The following is an 18,134-nucleotide window of genomic DNA, read 5'->3' as shown; positions in this document are numbered from 1 at the left end:
CCATTTGGGGATTTTTATTTAACCTGTAGTTAGTTAAAACTAACATTAAAGTGATAAATACAAAAATTCAATTTATATAAGGAAGGGCGACACACCTCTTTTTAACAGAGCGAATCTCTGCAGGACAGGAGGAATGTCCCCGTCAGAAGGAGGGTTATTTTGTTTAAAACAGTATTGGAATATACCGGTGAACACCGGAAAACTACTTATGCCGCCGTTGCGGCAATGCTTGCAGGCATGGTCATGCAGGTGCTTCCGTTCTGGTTTATCTACCGGATTATCCGGCCGCTGCTGATGCGCCAGCCCGTTACATACGGGTATGTTATCTTCAATATTTCTGCTATTGCAATTTGTACGGTATTATATGCCGTGCTGTACATATGGGGGCTTTCGCTGTCTCATAATGCAGCATACAACACTCTTAAAAACCTGCGAATTTCCCTGCAGGGCAAGCTTGAAAACCTGCCTTTAGGTATTATTCAGGAAAAGGGTGTTGGTTCTATCAAAAAAATGTTTATTGACGACATTGAAACCATTGAGCTGCCATTGGCTCACGCTATCCCGGAGGGAATTGCCAATATTACCATTCCCGTGCTGGTGTTCATCGGCATGTTTATTGCCGACTGGCGCATGGCGCTCTTAGCTTTGGCATCTCTTCCTTTCGGTATGCTGGCCATGATGATAATGTACAAAGCCGGCACAAGCAAGATGGATGACTACTACAAGTCGGCACAGAAGATGAATAAAACTATCGTTGAGTATATAAACGGTATGGAGGTTGTCAAGGTATTCAACAGAGACGGAGAATCCTACAAGCGCTATGAAAATGATGTTAAAAGCTATAGGGACTTCACTCTGGCGTGGTACAGGGTTTGCTGGCCCTGGATGGCAATTTATTACAGCATCGTGCCATGTGTGGCGCTTTTTGTACTGCCTGTGGGATCATATTTTGTATTACAGGGATATTCCACTCTGCCAAATTTAGCATTGGCACTGTGCATGTCCTTCGGTATCAGCACACCGCTTCTCAAGGTAATGAACTTTTTCCCTACCATGGTACGCATTAATTATACGGTAGCCAACCTTGAGAAGATGATGAGCGAGCCGCCTATCCAGCAGTCTGAAGCATCCTTTACAGGTAAGGATTACAGGATACAGTTCGAGGATGTGCGCTTTGCCTACAAAGAAGCTCAGGTGCTCCACGGAATTAATCTGAGCATACCGGAGGGCAGTCTGACGGCTTTAGTCGGAGAGTCAGGCAGCGGCAAAAGCACTCTTGCCAAGCTGCTGGTGCATTTTTATGATGTAACAGGCGGCGCTGTAAAAATAGGCGGGCAGGATATCCGCCGCATGAGTCTTGAATCCCTTAACAATCAAATTTCTTATGTGGCACAGGAGCAGTTTCTTTTCAACATAAGCCTTTTGGAAAACATCAGGCTGGGTAAGCCGGATGCCACGGATGAGGAGGTGATGGCAGCCGCAGAAAAGGCACAGTGCGGCGAATTTTTAGCAAGGCTGGAAAAGGGCATCTACACCATGGCCGGTGACGGAGGCAAGCAGCTTTCAGGCGGTGAACGTCAGCGTATTTCTTTGGCTCGTGCCATACTGAAAAGTGCTCCTGTTGTAGTTCTGGATGAAGCAACTGCATTTATGGACCCTGAGAATGAGGAAAAGATGAACGACGCCATTGCAGAGGTTATCCGGGGCAAGACTGTTATCGTTATCGCACACCGTCTTCATTCCATAGTGAATGCCGACCAGATTTGTGTTTTGGATGCCGGAAATTTAATTGCTGCCGGAACCCATGATGAATTGCTTGCAAACTGCCCGACCTATCAAAAGCTCTGGCAGGCTGCCGAGAGCAGTGCTCAGTGGAAGGTCAGCACAGAAGAAACCGAAGAGACTAAAGAGGAGGTGGAATCTATATGACAGCTTTAATGAAACGTATTTTTATGGCTTCCGGAAAATATAAGGGCAGAATTGCCTGGGCATTTGTATTTTCTTTTTTAAAGGGTATTTTAAAAAATATGCCTATAGCCTTGGCATTTTTTGCACTGGCAGCATTTTACAATGGAACTGCCACGACCGAGCTATCTATGCAGATTGGTATTGCTCTGATTATTATTATACTGCTTCAGATTCTGTTCCAGAATATTGCAGACAGATTGCAATCTGCGGCAGGCTACCTGCTTTTTGCCGACAAGCGCATGGAGCTGGGAGCTCATCTGAGAAAGATGCCCATGGGCTATTTTACGGAGGGCAACATCGGTAAAATCAGCTCGGTGCTGTCAACCGACATGGTGTTTATCGAGGAAAATTGCATGACTGTTTTAGCTGATATGATGAACTATATCTTTTCACAGATTATTCTGCTTGTGTTTCTGTTTTTCTTCAACCCGTGGATCGGCATGGCGGGATTGGTTGTAACATTTATGATTCTTCTGTTAGGAAGAGGATTAAAGAAAGAGGCTATTGAGGATTCCGCCATCAGGCAGGAGCAGCTTGGTATCCTGACTGATGCAGTTTTAGATTTTACAGAGGGAATCGGCATAATTAAGAGCTACAACATGCTGGGAGAGAAATCCAAAACCCTGACCGAAAGCTTTAAGGATGTTTGCCGCACCAGTATAGAATTTGAAGAAAATCATACCCCGTGGCAGCGCGGGCTTAATCTGATTTACAGTCTCGGTGTAGCCGCCGTGATTGCGCTTTCCACATTCCTGTATTTTAAAGGGACTATGGATGTAACATATCTGATTGGTATCATGCTCTTTGTATTTGACCTTTTCGGACCTCTTAAGGCATTGTATGGACAGAGTGCAAGACTGACGGTTATGAACAGCTGTATGGACCGTATCGAGGAAGTTTTTGCACAGAAGGAGCTGCCGGACAAGGGTGTATATACTATTCCGGAAAATACTTCGGCACCGGAGGTACAGTTTGAAAATGTAAGCTTTGCCTATGGAGAAAAGAATGTGCTGAACAATATTTCCTTCAATCTTGAAAGGAACCAAATGCTTGCTCTTGTAGGTCCTTCCGGCGGAGGAAAATCCACAATCGCAAGCCTCCTGGCACGGTTCTGGGACGTGAAATCCGGAAGGATTCTGGTACGAGGCCGCGATGTGCGGAGTGTTCCGCTCAGTAATCTGATGGATCATATCAGCATGGTGTTCCAGCGAGTATATCTGTTCCAGGACACCATATACAACAACATCATTATGGGCAGGCCCAGTGCCGGTCGTGAAGAAGTTATTGAAGCGGCTAAAAAAGCCCGTTGCTACGACTTTATCATGGCACTGCCTGATGGCTTTGAAACAATTGTCGGCGAGGGCGGAGCAAGCCTTTCCGGAGGTGAGCAGCAGCGTATTTCAATCGCACGCTGTATTTTAAAGGACGCACCCATAGTAATTCTGGACGAAGCCACTGCCAGCGTGGATGCCGATAATGAAAGTTATATCCAGCAGGCAATAAGTGAGCTTTGCAAGGGTAAAACCCTGCTTGTTATAGCCCACAGGCTGAATACTATCCGTCACGCCGACAAAATATTGGTCATAGCTGACGGAAGAATTGCAGAGCATGGTACCCATGAGGAACTGATGCAGTCAGGCGGCATCTACAATCACTTTGTAACCGCCAGAGAAAACAGCAAGGGGTGGAGCAGAAACAGGAGCAATAAGGCTGCTGTGAACACAGAAGGAGCATATCATGGATAATACAATTGCAGAAAAAGAGAAACAAAAACAGTTTATATTAACAGGGGGTCTGTGGAAGGTGATGGTACAGCTTTCATGGCCCGCGGTGGTGGCTATGGTGCTGTACGGCTTCAACACCGTACTGGACGCAATCTTTGTGGGGCAGTTCGTAAATGACACTGCCCTCGCAGGGGTATCCCTCGCTTATCCTCTTTCGCAGATAAGCGTTGCCTTTGGATCACTCATAGGTGTCGGTGCCGGTTCGGTGCTGAGCATTGCTATAGGTGCAAAGGACGTAAAAACTCAGAATAATCTGATGGGTGTGGTGAACCGCCTGTCTGTAATTTGTGCCATTCTATATATGGCAGCTGCCTTTACTTTTGCGGGACCTCTCATTGAAATGATGGGCGGAACGGGTGAAGCTCTTGCCTATGGTGTCAGCTATTTCCGTATGTGCACAGCGGGCGCTTTTTTCTGGATTTACGGGCTTGCGGGCAATATGATTATCCGTGCGGAGGGAAGGATGAAAACAGCAGCATGGATGATGGGTTCGGGCTTAATCGTCAATGCCGTATTCAACTATATTTTTATGGGAATTCTTGATATGGGCGTGGAGGGCGCAGCCTGGGGCACCAACGTGGGTATGTTTGTTTACACATTGACAGGATGGCTTTATTTCGGGCGTGGAAAGGCTACCTTCCAGGCAAAATTACTTTCATTTAAAGGCGACAAAAAGATAACAACTTCTATTTTGCGGCTGGGCATGTCCTCACTGATTATGTCTTTCATGAGTCTGATTCAGGGACTGGTGGTGTTCAATGCACTTGCACGGTATGGCACAACGGCGGATATCGCCTTTTACGGAGTGGTTTACAGGATATTTCAATTCCTGCTGACTCCTATTTTCGGTCTGATGCGTGCACTGCAGCCGGTTATTGGAATCAATTACGGTGCAAAGCAGTACGACAGAGTTATCAGCTCATACAAAGTATTTGCCGCAGCGGCTCTCTTGCTCACTCTTCCATTTTGGGTAATTTCCCTTTCAGCTCCGGGCTCCATACTTGGCATGATGCTTAAGGAACAGGTGTTCACAGGCACACAATTTGCATACTTCAGAGTATATATGGCAATTCTGCCGGCACTTTCCTTCATTTTCATGGCCATGACACTGTTTCCGTCCGTTGACAAGGCCAAGCCCGCAATGATTATCGGAATGGCACGGCAATTTGTATTTTATATTCCTGTGATGCTGCTTCTGCCCAAATTCATTGGTGTGGGCGGTGTATATTACGGCTCATTTGCAATTGACGCAATCATCGTCCTGTGGACAATGCTGATGGTAAAGAAGGAGTTTAACGGCTTAAGGGAAAGAAAGGATGTTGCAGCTTCTCAATACTAATGGTAGGTTTGTCAAATAAGCCTTCATAAATAATCATAGAATTATTTTTATTTGCATTTCAATAGCTCAATTGAAAATTAAATTGATTTATTTGCATTTTTATGCCCTAAATGAAAATATAGAATTTTTATTTGCATTTATAAAACAAAAATCGGTTGAGCTATAATTTTTCCAGCTCAACCGATATAAATTTACATAACAATTAAAAAGTATCACATTTCATTTCTGAACCACTTGCTTGGTCACAGCATAATTGCTCGAAATACAGATAAATCAATCATGCGTTCTTAGTTTCTTCCTTCTCGTCTTTCATTGCAGCAAAGAAATTAGCAATTATTGCTCCTGAAATATTATGCCATACACTGAAAATTGCACCCGGAATTGTTGCCAGAGGGTATTGAGCAAATGCTGTTGCAGCCAAGGATGTTGCTAAGCCTGAATTTTGCATACCGACTTCGATAGCTATTGTCTTTTGCTTTGATAAATTTAATCCTAATACTCTTGCTGCAAAGAAGCCTACTAAATATCCCAAGCTGTTGTGTAATACTACAATTGCAATAATTAAAAGTCCGCTGGTCATTAATTTTGCTGAATTTAATGAAACTACAGTAGCAACTATGGCCACAATTGCCGTTACGGAAACAAGCGGTAAAATCTTGACTAATTTTTCTGTTATTTTTCCAAAGAACCTGTTGATTACAAAGCCTAAGCCAATTGGTACAATTACAACCTTAACTATTGAAAAGAACATGTTCATAACATCTACTTCTACAGTTGCTCCTATAAGAAGCTTAGTTATAAACGGAGTTAAAAGTGGTGCAAATAAGGTTGAAAAGCTTGTTATTGTTACTGATAATGCCACATCACCTTTTGCTAAAAAAGTCATAACATTTGAAGATGTTCCACCGGGACATGTACCTACCAACACAACACCTACAGCTAATTCCGGCGGCAGATTAAATACTTTAACTAATGATAAAGCAATTAACGGCATAATAGCAAACTGTGCCGCAAATCCTATTAATACTTCCAAAGGTCTGCTTAATACTAATTTAAAATCATCTAATTTTAAAGTCAGCCCCATGCCAAACATTACAATCATTAATAACGGATTAATATAGGATGCCTTTAAAAAAGAAAATGTTGTCGGCACAAATAATGCTATTGCTGCTATTACTATAACTATATATGCCATGTACTTCCCTACAAAATTACTTAATCTTTCTAATGCCTTCATTTTAATATCCTCTCCTATTAATATAATTTTAATTTCAATTTCTCAGACATTAACTATTTTTGAACCTCTAATACTGCTCCTCTGTTTCCTGAAGTAACCAAAGCTGCATATCTTGACAAATAACCTGTTGTAATTCTTGGCTTTCTTGGTCTCCACTCTGCTCTTCTTCTTTCTAATTCTTCATCTGTAACTACAAATTCTATTTTATTATTTTTTATATCAATTTTTATAATATCTCCTTCTTCAACCAAAGCTATATTTCCTCCTACTGCGGCTTCCGGAGAAACATGACCTATGGCTGCACCTCTTGTTGCTCCCGAGAAACGTCCGTCAGTTATAAGTGCAACACTGCTTCCTAAGCCTCTTCCCACAATTGCTGATGTAGGATTCAACATTTCTCTCATACCCGGTCCGCCCTTAGGGCCTTCATAACGAATGACAACAACATCTCCTGCCGCAATCATTCCTGAGTTGATTGCTTCAATTGCATCCTCTTCACAATCAAACACTTTTGCAGGTCCTTCATGAACCATCATTTCAGGTGCAACAGCTGATCTTTTTACAACACAGGAATCAGGAGCCAAGTTACCTTTCAATACGGCAATTCCGCCTGTTTCGCTATAAGGATTTTCAATTGGTCTGATAACATCATGGTTTTTATTAACACAGCCTTCAATATTTTCTCCTGCTGTTTTTCCTGTGCAAGTTAATAAATCAGTCTTTAATAAGCCTTTTTTATTTAATTCATTCATAACTGCATAAACACCGCCTGCCTCATTTAAATCTTCAATATAAGTATGTCCGGCAGGTGCCAAATGACAAAGATTTGGTATTTTTACACTGATTTCATTAGCTATATCAAGATTTAATTCTACTTTAGCTTCATGAGCTATAGCCGGTAAATGAAGCATGCTGTTTGTGCTGCAGCCTAATGCCATGTCCACTGCAAGTGCGTTAAGAAATGCATCCTTAGTCATTATATCTCTGGGCTTTATATTATTTTTTACTAATTCCATGATCTGCATACCTGCGTGTTTTGCAAGTCTTATTCTTTCTGAATAAACAGCGGGGATTGTACCATTTCCTTTTAACCCCATTCCTAAAGCTTCAGTCAGACAATTCATACTGTTTGCCGTATACATACCTGAACATGAACCACATGTAGGACATGCTTTATTTTCATATTCTTCTACCTCTTCCAATGTCATTTTTCCTGCATTATAAGCTCCGACTGCTTCAAACATACTTGAAAGACTTGTTTTCTGACCTTTTACTCTTCCGGCAAGCATTGGTCCTCCGCTTACGAATATAGCCGGAATATTAATCCTTGCAGCTGCCATTAATAAACCCGGTACATTTTTATCACAGTTCGGAACCATCACAAGACCGTCAAAAGCATGTGCCATTGCCATTGCTTCTGTAGAATCTGTTATTAACTCTCTCGTAGCAAGCGAATATTTCATTCCTACATGTCCCATTGCGATACCATCGCATACTGCTATGGCAGGAAATACTACCGGGGTTCCTCCCGCCATGGCAACTCCCATTTTTACCGCCTCAACAATTTTATCAAGATTCATATGACCAGGAACTATTTCATTGTATGAGCTTACAATACCTATTAAGGGTCTGTCCAACTCCTCTTTAGTAAGTCCTAATGCATTAAATAATGAGCGATGTGGTGCTTGTTGAACACCTTTTGTTACTGAATTACTTCTCATTTTTTGTTTTCCTCCTATTTTAAGGTAGTTTCAATAAGATACCCCTTCTTTTAATTACTATATTCGCCACAACCTGTATGATGTCTTTTTTCAAAAAAACTCTTAATTTCTATGTTTTGATTATAATCTATATATAATTCGCTGTCAATACGCTAAAAAATAAACTTTTTAACAAGAAGAGGTAATACCTCTTTGTCAAAAAGACGTATTACCTCTTCTTTACTTTATAACGGAAATATAATACAATAAAAATATAAAATTTTTTAAATATCGGAGATGATTATGATAAATAATTTCGTTCCTGTCTCAAGAATAATTGCAAATAGAATAGGTGATATGATTTTTATTGAGAAAAAATACATGCCGGGTGATAAATTGCCCAGCGAAAAAATACTGTCCGACGAACTTGGTGTCAGCCGGACAACATTAAGAGAAGCAATTAAAATGCTTGTTGCAAATGGAGTATTAACAATTGAGAGAGGGCGCGGTACTTTTGTTACAACTAATCCAAATTCTCAAAATGATCCCTTTGGAATATCTTACTTAGAGGATAAAAAAAAGTTAGTACTGAACTGGTTTGAAATGCGTCTGATGTTTGAACCCAATGTAGTAAAATTAGCAGTTGAAAGAGCAACTGAAAGCGATATTGAAGAAATCATAAAATTTGAGCAGGAAGCACTTGCAGAAGCAACCAATAACAGGCCTTTTCAAACAGCTGACCAAAGATTTCATGCAGCTATAGCAAAAGCAACACACAATAATGTTATTGAATCAATGTTACCAACACTTGGAGCAGCTATAAAAGATGCTATAGATACGGCCTATTATACCGGCAATAATAAGTTAGCTGCTGAAAATGTAATAATATATCACCATATGATAGCTGATTTTATTAAAAACAGAGATGCTGATGGTGCTGCTTTAGCAATGTACTATCATATTAAAAGAGGGATAACCGATTTAAATTTATGAGCTGTTAGCTTAATAATTGCACAACAATTGGTGAACAATTGCGATGTGGGATGCTTATAAGCAATTGTAATTCCACCCATGGCAGGACGGCTTAGGATACAATATTTCAAGCCGTCCTGAGGTGTTTTTAAACATTTTTTAAACTACTTGTTTGGACATAGTATGGTTGCTTGAAATACCGGTGAAGTAATCAAGCATTTTTTTAGTGCCCGAAGCGTCAAGGGGTTCGTTAGCAATTACCTTTCCATTTTCCAGCTGAAGCAGGTGAGTGCAGCAATAAAGAATAAATTCAGGATCATGAGTGATGACAAAGAGCGTTTTTCCCATAGCCGCCAGCTTGCGCAGATTACCCGCAACCTCCTTCATATGCCGCAGATCGAGCCCGCTGGTAGGCTCATCAAATATAATAATTTCCCGTTCACTTGCAACAGCCCCGGCAATCGCAACACGCTGCTTTTGCCCACCTGAAAGAGACATGGGATGGAGATCTTTCAAATGCAGAAGGTCAAGGCTATCCAATATTGCACTTGCTTTGTCTTCATCCTCTTCTGCCATGCTCAAAAGCACCTCATCCAGAACGCTCTCCGCAAAAAGCTGATGATTAACATCCTGCATAACCATATAGCATTTTTTGAGGCGTTGTTTGGTTGTCAGCTTTGCTTCCTGAAATCCAATTTCACCCTTGGATTTCTTTTCTAATCCGCACAGGCATCTTGCGAAGGTGGATTTACCGGCCCCATTATGCCCTATCACTGCAATGATTTCTCCCTGCGAGACACTCAGGCGCTCCATGTCTATAGCCGGAGAGTATGAACCCTTGTAGCAAAAACTAAACCCGGATAAATTTAGGCTGGCAGCCCTCTTTACAGCTTCGTCTTTTTCCTTAGTCAATCTGTCCAGCGATAATGGACGCAACCCCATTTGTTCAAGGCTTAGAGTACTTAGCTTCCTAAACTCCTGGGCACCGTAGATTTCTCTGACACAGCCGTTTTGCATATAAATGACACGATCTATAAGTTCACGTAAAAAGTACAATCTGTGCTCCGCCACTACGATTGTTTTCCCCTTGTTCTTCCATATTTGTATCAGACGGCGCAATTCTTCGATTGCCTTATCATCCAGATTTGAGGTGGGCTCATCCAACACCAGAACCTGAGGATCGCTTACCGATACGGAAGCGCAGGCTATTTTTTGCTTTTCTCCTCCCGAAAGCTGAAAAATATTTCTCCCCATCAATCTTTCTATTTGAAACTCTCCGGATACTCTATGTAAACGCTGCCGGATTTCCGTTTCCGGTAATCCCATATTCTCAGCACCAAAAGCTAATTCACTGGTTGTATCTACATTGAAAAATTGTGAGCGTGGGTTCTGAAATACAGAACCCACCATCCTTGCAGTTTCATATAATGGCAGCTCTGAAACATTTTTGCCGTCTATAAGTATTTCGCCGCGAAGCTCTCCCTCGTAGTAATGAGGAATAAGTCCGTTTATCAATCTTGTCACTGTGGTTTTTCCGCAGCCGGATTCACCGCAAAGCAACACCAGCTCTCCTTCACCGATCGTAAGGTTAATATCACGCAAGCTGTTTTTTTGCTCGCCTGCTGCATAGGAGAAGGAAACCTCTCTGAACTCAACCATACCACACCTCCTTATAATATCATCATACAAGCAGCAGCAGACAATGCCGCAATGGAAAGCATGATATCCCACCCGCCGAATCCTATCCTGCAAATATTGGTACGCTTCACAGGTCCCCCAAGGCCACGGGTCAGAGCAGCGGCCGAAAGCTCTTCTCCAATTTTAACAACACAGGCTATCAAAGGAACAACACGATACTCTAAGGATTTAATCGGATTCTTAATAACGGAGCTTCCACCGATACCCCGCATTTTCATTGAATCGGAAATGGCATGTGCCTCTTCCATCACAGTGGGGAAAAACCGAAACATCACCGATAAAGGAATTATAATTTTGGGTGTAACATGCATGCGTTCCATAGAAGCTGTAAACTCGCTGACAGTAGTCGTAGTCACCACATAGTATCCCATCACAAGGCAGGGCATGAAACGCGCCACTAAACCGGAGACGATAATTACAAGCAAGTTTGCAAGCCCGGTCGTACGAGGCACCATATAGGCTTCCCCAAAAGCCGAAAAGGCAAACAAAATAAAATATATACCTGCAGCCTTAATTTTTCCTTCCGACAACAGAAGTATAAATGGGATAAATGCCAAAACCGGCCTTACAACAACTGCTATTCCATCAATTGCGCCGCCCATCATGACCACATTGATTATAAACAGCAACAGCAGCTTAGTTCTGGGATCTATCCATAAACGCCTTACTGCCGCTCCAGTCAGCTCTCTCATTAAGCTATACCCGCCCGTTTAAAATGCTTTTTGAGGACGGATCTGCCCAGAAAGGCTCCTGCTACGGCACCAATGACAACCATCACAATCATAGCCGCAAAAACCCAATTTGGTGTAAGTGCCATCAAGGAATCGGCATATGTATCTCCATACCCTGATCGTATTTGTGCAAAGTAGATGTCACGCATAAAAAACAACGGTATCATAGCTCCGGCAATCCATTCGCTAAAAACGACATATCCGGCAACAGATGTCTTCCAACCCTTGTAGCCCCCTGACTTTAAGATCAGGTCTCCAACTATCCCACAAAGTGCCCCGGAAGCAAGAATGGTCCAGGTATGTCCTGTGATAAACATCAATATGCCCAAAATAGTTCCCATAATTGTTATCATCCCAAATGTTTTCACCTTAGTTAAAAAAAGCATAAAAGGTATTCCTGTGATAAGCGGACAAAGCAGCGGCAAAAATACCAGCATAACGGGAATGTATCCAATCATTCCTGTTGCAAAAAATAGAACAAAATAAATAGCTGTAAAGATACCTATATTAATAAGGTCCTTTGCTTTCAGCTTGTTTTCCATATGTAACCTCCTGATTTCCGGTAACGACCGGTTAATTAAATATTTCTAAGTAAAGATTTTGGTTAGTTTAAACTAACCAATTTGCCAAAAATATATGCCTCAAACACATATAAAGGTGCCTTTTGGTTAGTTGATGCTAACTTCAATAATTAACAACATTATAGTTTAAAGAATCTATCATGTCAAGCGTCTTTTAGGCGGCGAATCACCTCCCACAAATTCCTGTTCTCTTTTTATCATATCCGAACATCGGTTGTTTAACAAATATTTATGATTCTACAAATTACAACAAACTACTGTCTTCAGCATATAATGTATTAACCGAATCTTTCACATAATATCGGTATCAGGTATTTCCGTCTATTGTGCTTTATAATTAAGTTTTTTACTTTTTTAAATTATAATATGCGAGAATTATATTATAAGAGGAGATGTATTTATGAATTTAGATTCTAAATATCCCATGCATGCAAAAACTGTTAATTTTAGACAAGATAAAGATTGTGACTGCAAACATCCGTCAGGAAATAAGGTGATTTTTGAAATCAGCTATGGGAACCTTGGACCTTTGGACCTTACTTTCGACGAGGTTACATCGTTCCAAACCATTAATCAGCCTGTTGCAAGTGTTGCAATTAATACATCCTGTGAAGCCGTAAGAAATGTTATAATTGAATTTACAGGTATATTAAATGTAACAACCACTGTTTCGGCAACTTCTACCTTAGCTTTTACCCTGTTTAGAATCTGCAAAGATACAGGAGCAAGTCAGCCGCTATCTACCGTTAGTTACCTTGTAGCAGATATTTTCGGAGGCATTACGACCAGCCATACTTTAGTATTCAGATTTCCAATTTGCGATGATGACTGCCAGGATTGTTGTACCTATGTATTGGAGCTGTCCAATATTTATAACCTCGATTTTGGAACGATAACATACGCTGTTAACGGTACTTTAAGTGCATTGGCCATAGTTTCAGCTGATTAACTCTTAAGTGCTTGGAAAATCCGAACACAGTCCGGCATTTCAAAGTGCCGGACTGTACTTTATTATGACTAAATATTTCTTTAAAACTGCAACATATCAGTTACTATTTGCGATCTTTATCATAGCTGTTAATGCTCTATAACTATCAATAATTGTTTTTCCACTATACGATACAAGGTTAGGTCCAATAAGTTCTGCTCCCGGCATTATTATTAAAGTGACCTGCAACACATGCATTCATATAAAACTCTCCGACATCTTTACCATTTATATTTATGTTAGAAATCACACCTCCATGAAAAGAGTGACTCAAAACCCCGCTTGCATTCATTCTGGAATGATAGCCTATAAATATTACTGCATCAAAAGATGAATCTAATCCTTCCATCATAGCACCATTACGCAACGAACCAGTAATTAATTGAGCTTTATTGTTTAAATATTCTATAAGTATATTAGTTCCGGTACCATGAAGATCATTACAACGATTTCTGTTGCACCAATCTCAACAGCTCCTTCGATGGCTGCATTAACCTCTTTGGTCATAAGCTCTCTTGATCTCTGATAATCCCGCTCTCCAGGTAATATCTGATTAACAGCAACAATTCCGCTTATTTCTTCAATATCTGATGAAATATAAATTTTCACAGTATCACACCTTTCGTATTAGTCTATAATAAAATTAAAAAGCAACATTCTTGATTTCTCTGATAAACACCACCATACAAGTGCAATTTAATATTACCATAAACAGTGTCATATGAGAAAAAGAGTTGTTAAACAAAATTCAACTATCGCTCAATGTACATCTCATTTATTATAGGTATAATACAGTTGATATACTGTCAACTTAATGACAAATCTTTTTTAACTATATATAGCGGTCAAACCGTCTCATTTGCCCTTCGAACTACTATTCGTTATTATTATCGTTTTAATTTACTTCCCCCCCAGGGATAATTGTCAAATTACTTATATACATACTATAAATATTTGAATAGGCTCAAAATGGCAATTTAAGCAAGCGTCCAGTAATCAAGAGAACCGTCCCAGTAATTATACAAATGACAATTCCGTATCAAGCCAAGTTTCGATAGCATTTCTTATATCAATGATTGAGTCATCCAGAGAAAAACGAAACCCTTGGCAACCTCCATTACAATGGTCGCTTACTCCTCTTTTTATTCCACAGCCATAACCTTTTTCAATCATTTCTTGTATAAACGAAGGGAATTTTTTAATGGTATCAGCGTATTTATGCGTGTTTTTCGCTTTGATGTTTATTTGATAACCATTATTAAGTGATATATTAATTCCCCATATCTCTTTACTTTTATAAGAGTATTTAACCTTTATCCATAAATCTTTTATTTCCACATTGCATTTAAGCCCTTTATCCAAATAGCATTGATGTAGCTGCAATATAAAATCTTGCACATTGACGGACAAAGGTTTTATAGTATCTTTTAATATAGAAATCATATCTGTTTCATTATTTTTCAATACTCTGTAATCACATCGCAATAAAATATCGGAGAAGCGGCAATAACTGATTGCATTGAATTTATTGACCTTAAATTTGTTAACATTCGTGCCAAATTCTATCTCGGCTATTGCCATTACCTTCAATCCCGTCAACATGGCAGGATTATCAGGATACGAAATTTTTATTCTTTCGGCTTTTGATAAATCCGGTTTTTTTTCGTTCAAGTCTATACCGTCAATCAATATGCCGCAGTCAGCCAAGAATCTCAAGCATTCAATGCTTTTTGAAACGGGGATTTTCGTGTTAAATATATTGTTTCCGACGGTAAGGGACCCGGCGCTTTCTGTTAGTACACCATGAAAACCTATATTCAATAATAAGCATTTTACATTGTGCAGGAATGGAAAATATACCGAAATAGTAACGCGATCATCAAATGCGTGAGCATTCTTTTTATGATTGTCATACGAATCACCTTCAGCAATCAAAACATCGCAAAGCTGATACAAAAAGTTTCTGAATGCAAGAACTCCTTCTCGAATATCTTCCTCATTTGAAATATTTTCAAACATTGGATTAATTGCATATGTTTTGGGTATTTCTGGCGTAATAACATTTTTTAAGTGCTTTGCCATATCTTTGAGTGTCTTTCGCATTTATTTCACTTCTTTCTTCACAAAGTCAATTTTATACTGATATTCAACTTGCGTAAAATGAGTATTTGCTCAAGCCGCCTGACAGCGTTTTTATCGTACATTCTGTATGCGTAGTCATCACTTCGGGTGCTGTACAGCAATCCCATATCCTCATAATAACGCAGTGTACGAGCTGTAATGTCATATTTGCTTGACACATTAGCCATAACTCATGCACATGCCTAATCGAAACAAACATCCAATCGGCTTACTCGCCAAATAATATATCCAACCTGTACACTCATGCGGCACCTACATCTAAGAAGTTACAAATTGCTGCTTTTCTTTCTTGCAAATCCGCATAACTGTGTCTTTTCCAGTAATTACTGCTACAGGTAATCCCCCAGGTGGTTGTAGCCACTGACCGCTTAATAGCATGTTATTAAGACCTTTGATACGTCCTGTATGATTCAAAGACTTTCCACTAATAGTCGGCCAAAAACCCATAAAAGCACCACGATAAGCATTGCAGTACCGTACGTAAGTTTGTGGGGTAGCCACATCCAATAGCTTCAGCTTTCCTTTTTTGTTTGGAAAACGAGTTTCCATTGCATCGATTACTGCTTCGCCAATCCGCATTTTTTCCTTAGCATAAGCTTCCTTATCTTTTATTAAGGCTTCCCACGCATCTAATTCCGGCTTAAATTGATTAATGGCAAAAGTAATTACGGTATGCCCCTGTGGAGCAAAGTTAGGCTCATAGCCATAATGAGTCATTTGTAAATGCTCTATTGGTTTCTGATTTTGGTTAATATCTACCGTTTCCACAGGAAACTTAAGTGTCCGTGGAACGTCGTTCATTTCACCTTCATAGCCTATTCCGATATAAATGTTTGATGCCAAAGGATATATATCTGGATTATTGTACCTTTTCTTAAACTCTAGGTCAGGGTAACGTCCCTTTAGTAGCTTTTCATATAAAACCTTAGCGTCACAAGCGGCAATAAAGTAATCTGCTTCGAACCGTTTGCCGTTTGTACATTTAATACCCTTTACTGTGCCTCCTTTTATATCTGCTTCCACTACCTCACAGGAGGCTTCCACTGTTCCGCCTAACGATAGGTATCGCTCTACCATGCGCTTAGTTAGTGCTTTGGAGCCCCCTTTAGGAATAGACGACTGCCCACTAGTAAAAGTACCAAGAGGAAAAAGAACAGATATTGCACCATAATCTCCTTCTGGCATAAAGGAAACTATAGCTTCCCTCAAGGCTGGGCGTTTAAACTTCTTGGCCAATTCCGTCACACTAATCTTTCCGTATTTCTGCATTATAGGACCCACATCTTTCATCGAGAAAATGTACTTTATTTTTTCAATCGGATTCATCAGGTCTAAAGGCTTTCCTGCCGGTACTGAAAATGAATGCAGCCGCTTTATATCACTGCAAAACTCTTCTATTTCTTCTTTATCCTCTGGTGATATCCCTATCCAGCTTGACTTAAGCCGATCAAGATCGCGATAGAAATTTACTGTTACGCCGTCATGTTCAACAGCCATAAAGCTCTCAGGATGGTATATCTCAACCCCGTCCAGAGCGCCTACGGTGGTCCAAAGATCATGAATCGGGGTTCCCTCTTTCGTTCCCACAAGCCAATGAATACAACCATCTATATGATAGCCTTGACGGTCCCAGCCCGTACATTCCCCACCTAAGGTATGATGCTTTTCCACTATAATACTCTCAAAGCCATTTTTCTGGGCAAAGATACCAGCACTCAACCCAGCAATTCCTCCACCAATTATAACTATTTTTTTCATTGTTTGTTCTCCCCCCGTTTTATTTTTTGGACAATCAAAAGATCCTCACCAGTTTCCATAAGCAGCTCTTCAACGTCCCTTTCATTGAGCCAGGGTGGTATATGACCATTGGCAACCATGGCTGAAAGCCCTGTTTGAAAGACTCTCATCTTAAATAACAATCTTTTTCGTTCTTCCATTGTCCACTCAAGCATTGCTTCGTCGTCATCCATGGCTTCAAGCATTGATTTTTCCACTGTTTCATAAGATGCCATGTATTGATTTGGTTGCATTGTTAGTTCGCGAAAAAGAACTGGATACTGCCTGGCAAACTCTAAACTCGCCTTTCCGATATTTTCAAAAATATTGGGTCCTGTTTGCTTTGCCATTAGCTCATTCGAGATAGCAAAAACACGTTGAACTACAGCCTCAATTAAATTTTCAATTGTTTCAAAGTTAACGTAAATTGGAGCAACGGAACTGCCTAAGCGTTTCGCTACACTGCGTGCCGTAATAGCAGAAAAACCGTTTTCTTTGACAATTTCAAATGCAGCTTCTATAATATTTTCTTTATTAAACTTAGTTTTAGGTGGCATATCTTTACCCTTTAAATAACATTTGTTATGTAACTTTAGTTATATATTATGCTAATACTTTTCTGTTGTCAAATATTATTTGAAAAATTATCTTATTTTCTCACTGCGATGTAAAAAATAAACAACAAAAAGTTTTCTCTATCGACGCATCAGATAGGGGATTAATTGACAATACGCAATCAACCTTCACACATAAATAAACAATTACACAAATTCCCCTTCGTTTTACGTAATAGTACGCCTCCCCTAACGCAAAAAATCCCGTAGCAAATCGTATGCTAAGGCTCCTGTAAAGTATGACCCTTATCCATAGTTGCTACTTCTAACCCATTATAGGAAGATTTTTGAATATCATAACGAATAATGCCATCCTGCTCCTCAAGCAAAGGAAACACATTGTCGTTCCTGCTAAATTGTAGCCTGTACTTATCCGCTTGTCTTCTGGCATTTCATCCCCACCCTTATCAATTTTTAAAATAATCAATATTTACTCTTTGTCTACTGCTATATCAAAGTTTTAAGTGACATAAAACTACACTTTAATCATAAATATCACTTCAATAAGCAAGTAAAGTATATTTCATAATATATAATTGCCAATATATCACTGATATAGCCTTTTTAATACCGGCAGTGAATCGCCATATCAAAAAAGCATTGA

14 protein-coding genes and 1 pseudogene are annotated in these 18,134 nt (G+C 40.0%); 5 read left to right on the top strand and 10 right to left on the bottom strand.

Annotated elements, in window-relative coordinates; all coding sequences use genetic code 11:
* Nucleotides 1–159 precede the first annotated feature (159 nt).
* Genes RT412_RS08535 through RT412_RS08525 form a run of 3 tightly spaced genes read left to right on the top strand, consistent with a single transcriptional unit; the run spans nucleotide 160 to nucleotide 5,091 of the window.
* Nucleotides 160–1,929 (top strand): ABC transporter ATP-binding protein, encoded by a 1,770-nt coding sequence (locus RT412_RS08535; RefSeq protein WP_313340047.1) that lies wholly within the window; start codon nucleotides 160–162, stop codon nucleotides 1,927–1,929.
* The gene (locus RT412_RS08530; RefSeq protein WP_313340045.1) at nucleotides 1,926–3,713 is read left to right on the top strand and encodes an ABC transporter ATP-binding protein; all 1,788 of its coding nucleotides are present in this window, start codon (nucleotides 1,926–1,928) and stop codon (nucleotides 3,711–3,713) included. The genes RT412_RS08535 and RT412_RS08530 overlap by 4 nt, the downstream gene beginning before the upstream one ends.
* Complete coding sequence (locus tag RT412_RS08525) at nucleotides 3,706–5,091, top strand: MATE family efflux transporter (RefSeq protein WP_313340043.1); 1,386 nt, start codon at nucleotides 3,706–3,708, stop codon at nucleotides 5,089–5,091. The genes RT412_RS08530 and RT412_RS08525 overlap by 8 nt, the downstream gene beginning before the upstream one ends.
* Nucleotides 5,092–5,368: 277 nt before the next feature.
* Here RT412_RS08525 and RT412_RS08520 read toward each other — a convergent pair whose 3' ends face one another.
* Nucleotides 5,369–6,328 carry a bile acid:sodium symporter family protein gene (locus tag RT412_RS08520; RefSeq protein ID WP_313340041.1) on the bottom strand — a complete coding sequence of 320 codons (960 nt, stop codon included), beginning with the start codon at nucleotides 6,326–6,328 and terminating at the stop codon, nucleotides 5,369–5,371.
* 53 nt (nucleotides 6,329–6,381) lie between these two features.
* A complete protein-coding gene (ilvD, locus tag RT412_RS08515) occupies nucleotides 6,382–8,049 on the bottom strand; it encodes a dihydroxy-acid dehydratase (protein ID WP_313340039.1) in 1,668 nt (555 codons plus the stop codon).
* A 282-nt stretch (nucleotides 8,050–8,331) separates the two neighbouring features.
* On the opposite strand from ilvD, the gene RT412_RS08510 reads away from it, so the two are divergent.
* On the top strand, nucleotides 8,332–9,021 hold the full coding sequence (locus tag RT412_RS08510; RefSeq protein ID WP_313340037.1) for a FadR/GntR family transcriptional regulator: 690 nt from the start codon (nucleotides 8,332–8,334) through the stop codon (nucleotides 9,019–9,021).
* 138 nt (nucleotides 9,022–9,159) lie between these two features.
* Here the strand turns inward: RT412_RS08510 and RT412_RS08505 are convergent, their stop codons facing one another.
* Genes RT412_RS08505 through RT412_RS08495 form a run of 3 tightly spaced genes read right to left on the bottom strand, consistent with a single transcriptional unit; the run spans nucleotide 9,160 to nucleotide 11,971 of the window.
* Nucleotides 9,160–10,659 (bottom strand): ABC transporter ATP-binding protein, encoded by a 1,500-nt coding sequence (locus tag RT412_RS08505; RefSeq protein ID WP_313340414.1) that lies wholly within the window; start codon nucleotides 10,657–10,659, stop codon nucleotides 9,160–9,162.
* Nucleotides 10,660–10,670: 11 nt separating this feature from the next.
* Complete coding sequence (locus RT412_RS08500) at nucleotides 10,671–11,390, bottom strand: energy-coupling factor transporter transmembrane component T (RefSeq protein ID WP_313340035.1); 720 nt, start codon at nucleotides 11,388–11,390, stop codon at nucleotides 10,671–10,673.
* Complete coding sequence (locus RT412_RS08495; protein WP_313340033.1) at nucleotides 11,390–11,971, bottom strand: MptD family putative ECF transporter S component; 582 nt, start codon at nucleotides 11,969–11,971, stop codon at nucleotides 11,390–11,392. The genes RT412_RS08500 and RT412_RS08495 overlap by 1 nt, the downstream gene beginning before the upstream one ends.
* Before the next feature lie 439 nt (nucleotides 11,972–12,410).
* Here RT412_RS08495 and RT412_RS08490 point away from each other — a divergent pair, with 439 nt between their 5' ends.
* The gene (locus tag RT412_RS08490; protein ID WP_313340031.1) at nucleotides 12,411–12,959 is read left to right on the top strand and encodes a DUF4489 domain-containing protein; all 549 of its coding nucleotides are present in this window, start codon (nucleotides 12,411–12,413) and stop codon (nucleotides 12,957–12,959) included.
* Between the two features lie 178 nt (nucleotides 12,960–13,137).
* Here RT412_RS08490 and RT412_RS08485 read toward each other — a convergent pair.
* From RT412_RS08485 to RT412_RS08465, 5 genes and pseudogenes are all read right to left on the bottom strand, one after another.
* Nucleotides 13,138–13,607, bottom strand: a pseudogene (locus RT412_RS08485) (M55 family metallopeptidase).
* A 408-nt stretch (nucleotides 13,608–14,015) separates the two neighbouring features.
* Nucleotides 14,016–15,101, bottom strand: a complete 1,086-nt coding sequence (locus RT412_RS08480) for a hypothetical protein (RefSeq protein ID WP_313370199.1) — start codon at nucleotides 15,099–15,101, stop codon at nucleotides 14,016–14,018.
* 17 nt (nucleotides 15,102–15,118) lie between these two features.
* Complete coding sequence (locus tag RT412_RS08475) at nucleotides 15,119–15,307, bottom strand: MerR family transcriptional regulator (RefSeq protein ID WP_313340027.1); 189 nt, start codon at nucleotides 15,305–15,307, stop codon at nucleotides 15,119–15,121.
* 91 nt (nucleotides 15,308–15,398) lie between these two features.
* A complete protein-coding gene (locus tag RT412_RS08470) occupies nucleotides 15,399–16,898 on the bottom strand; it encodes an NAD(P)-binding protein (protein WP_313340025.1) in 1,500 nt (499 codons plus the stop codon).
* Nucleotides 16,895–17,473, bottom strand: coding sequence for a helix-turn-helix domain-containing protein (locus RT412_RS08465; protein WP_313340023.1), 579 nt, complete (start codon nucleotides 17,471–17,473; stop codon nucleotides 16,895–16,897). Before RT412_RS08465 ends, RT412_RS08470 begins: the two co-directional genes overlap by 4 nt.
* Nucleotides 17,474–18,134 lie beyond the last annotated feature (661 nt).

It is taken from the genome of Sedimentibacter sp., assembly GCF_032080165.1.
In the GTDB taxonomy this organism is placed as follows: Bacteria; Bacillota; Clostridia; order Tissierellales; family Sedimentibacteraceae; genus Sedimentibacter.
The sequence above is the reverse complement of the archived record's forward strand: the minus strand, read 5'-3'. Positions and strand labels throughout refer to the sequence as shown.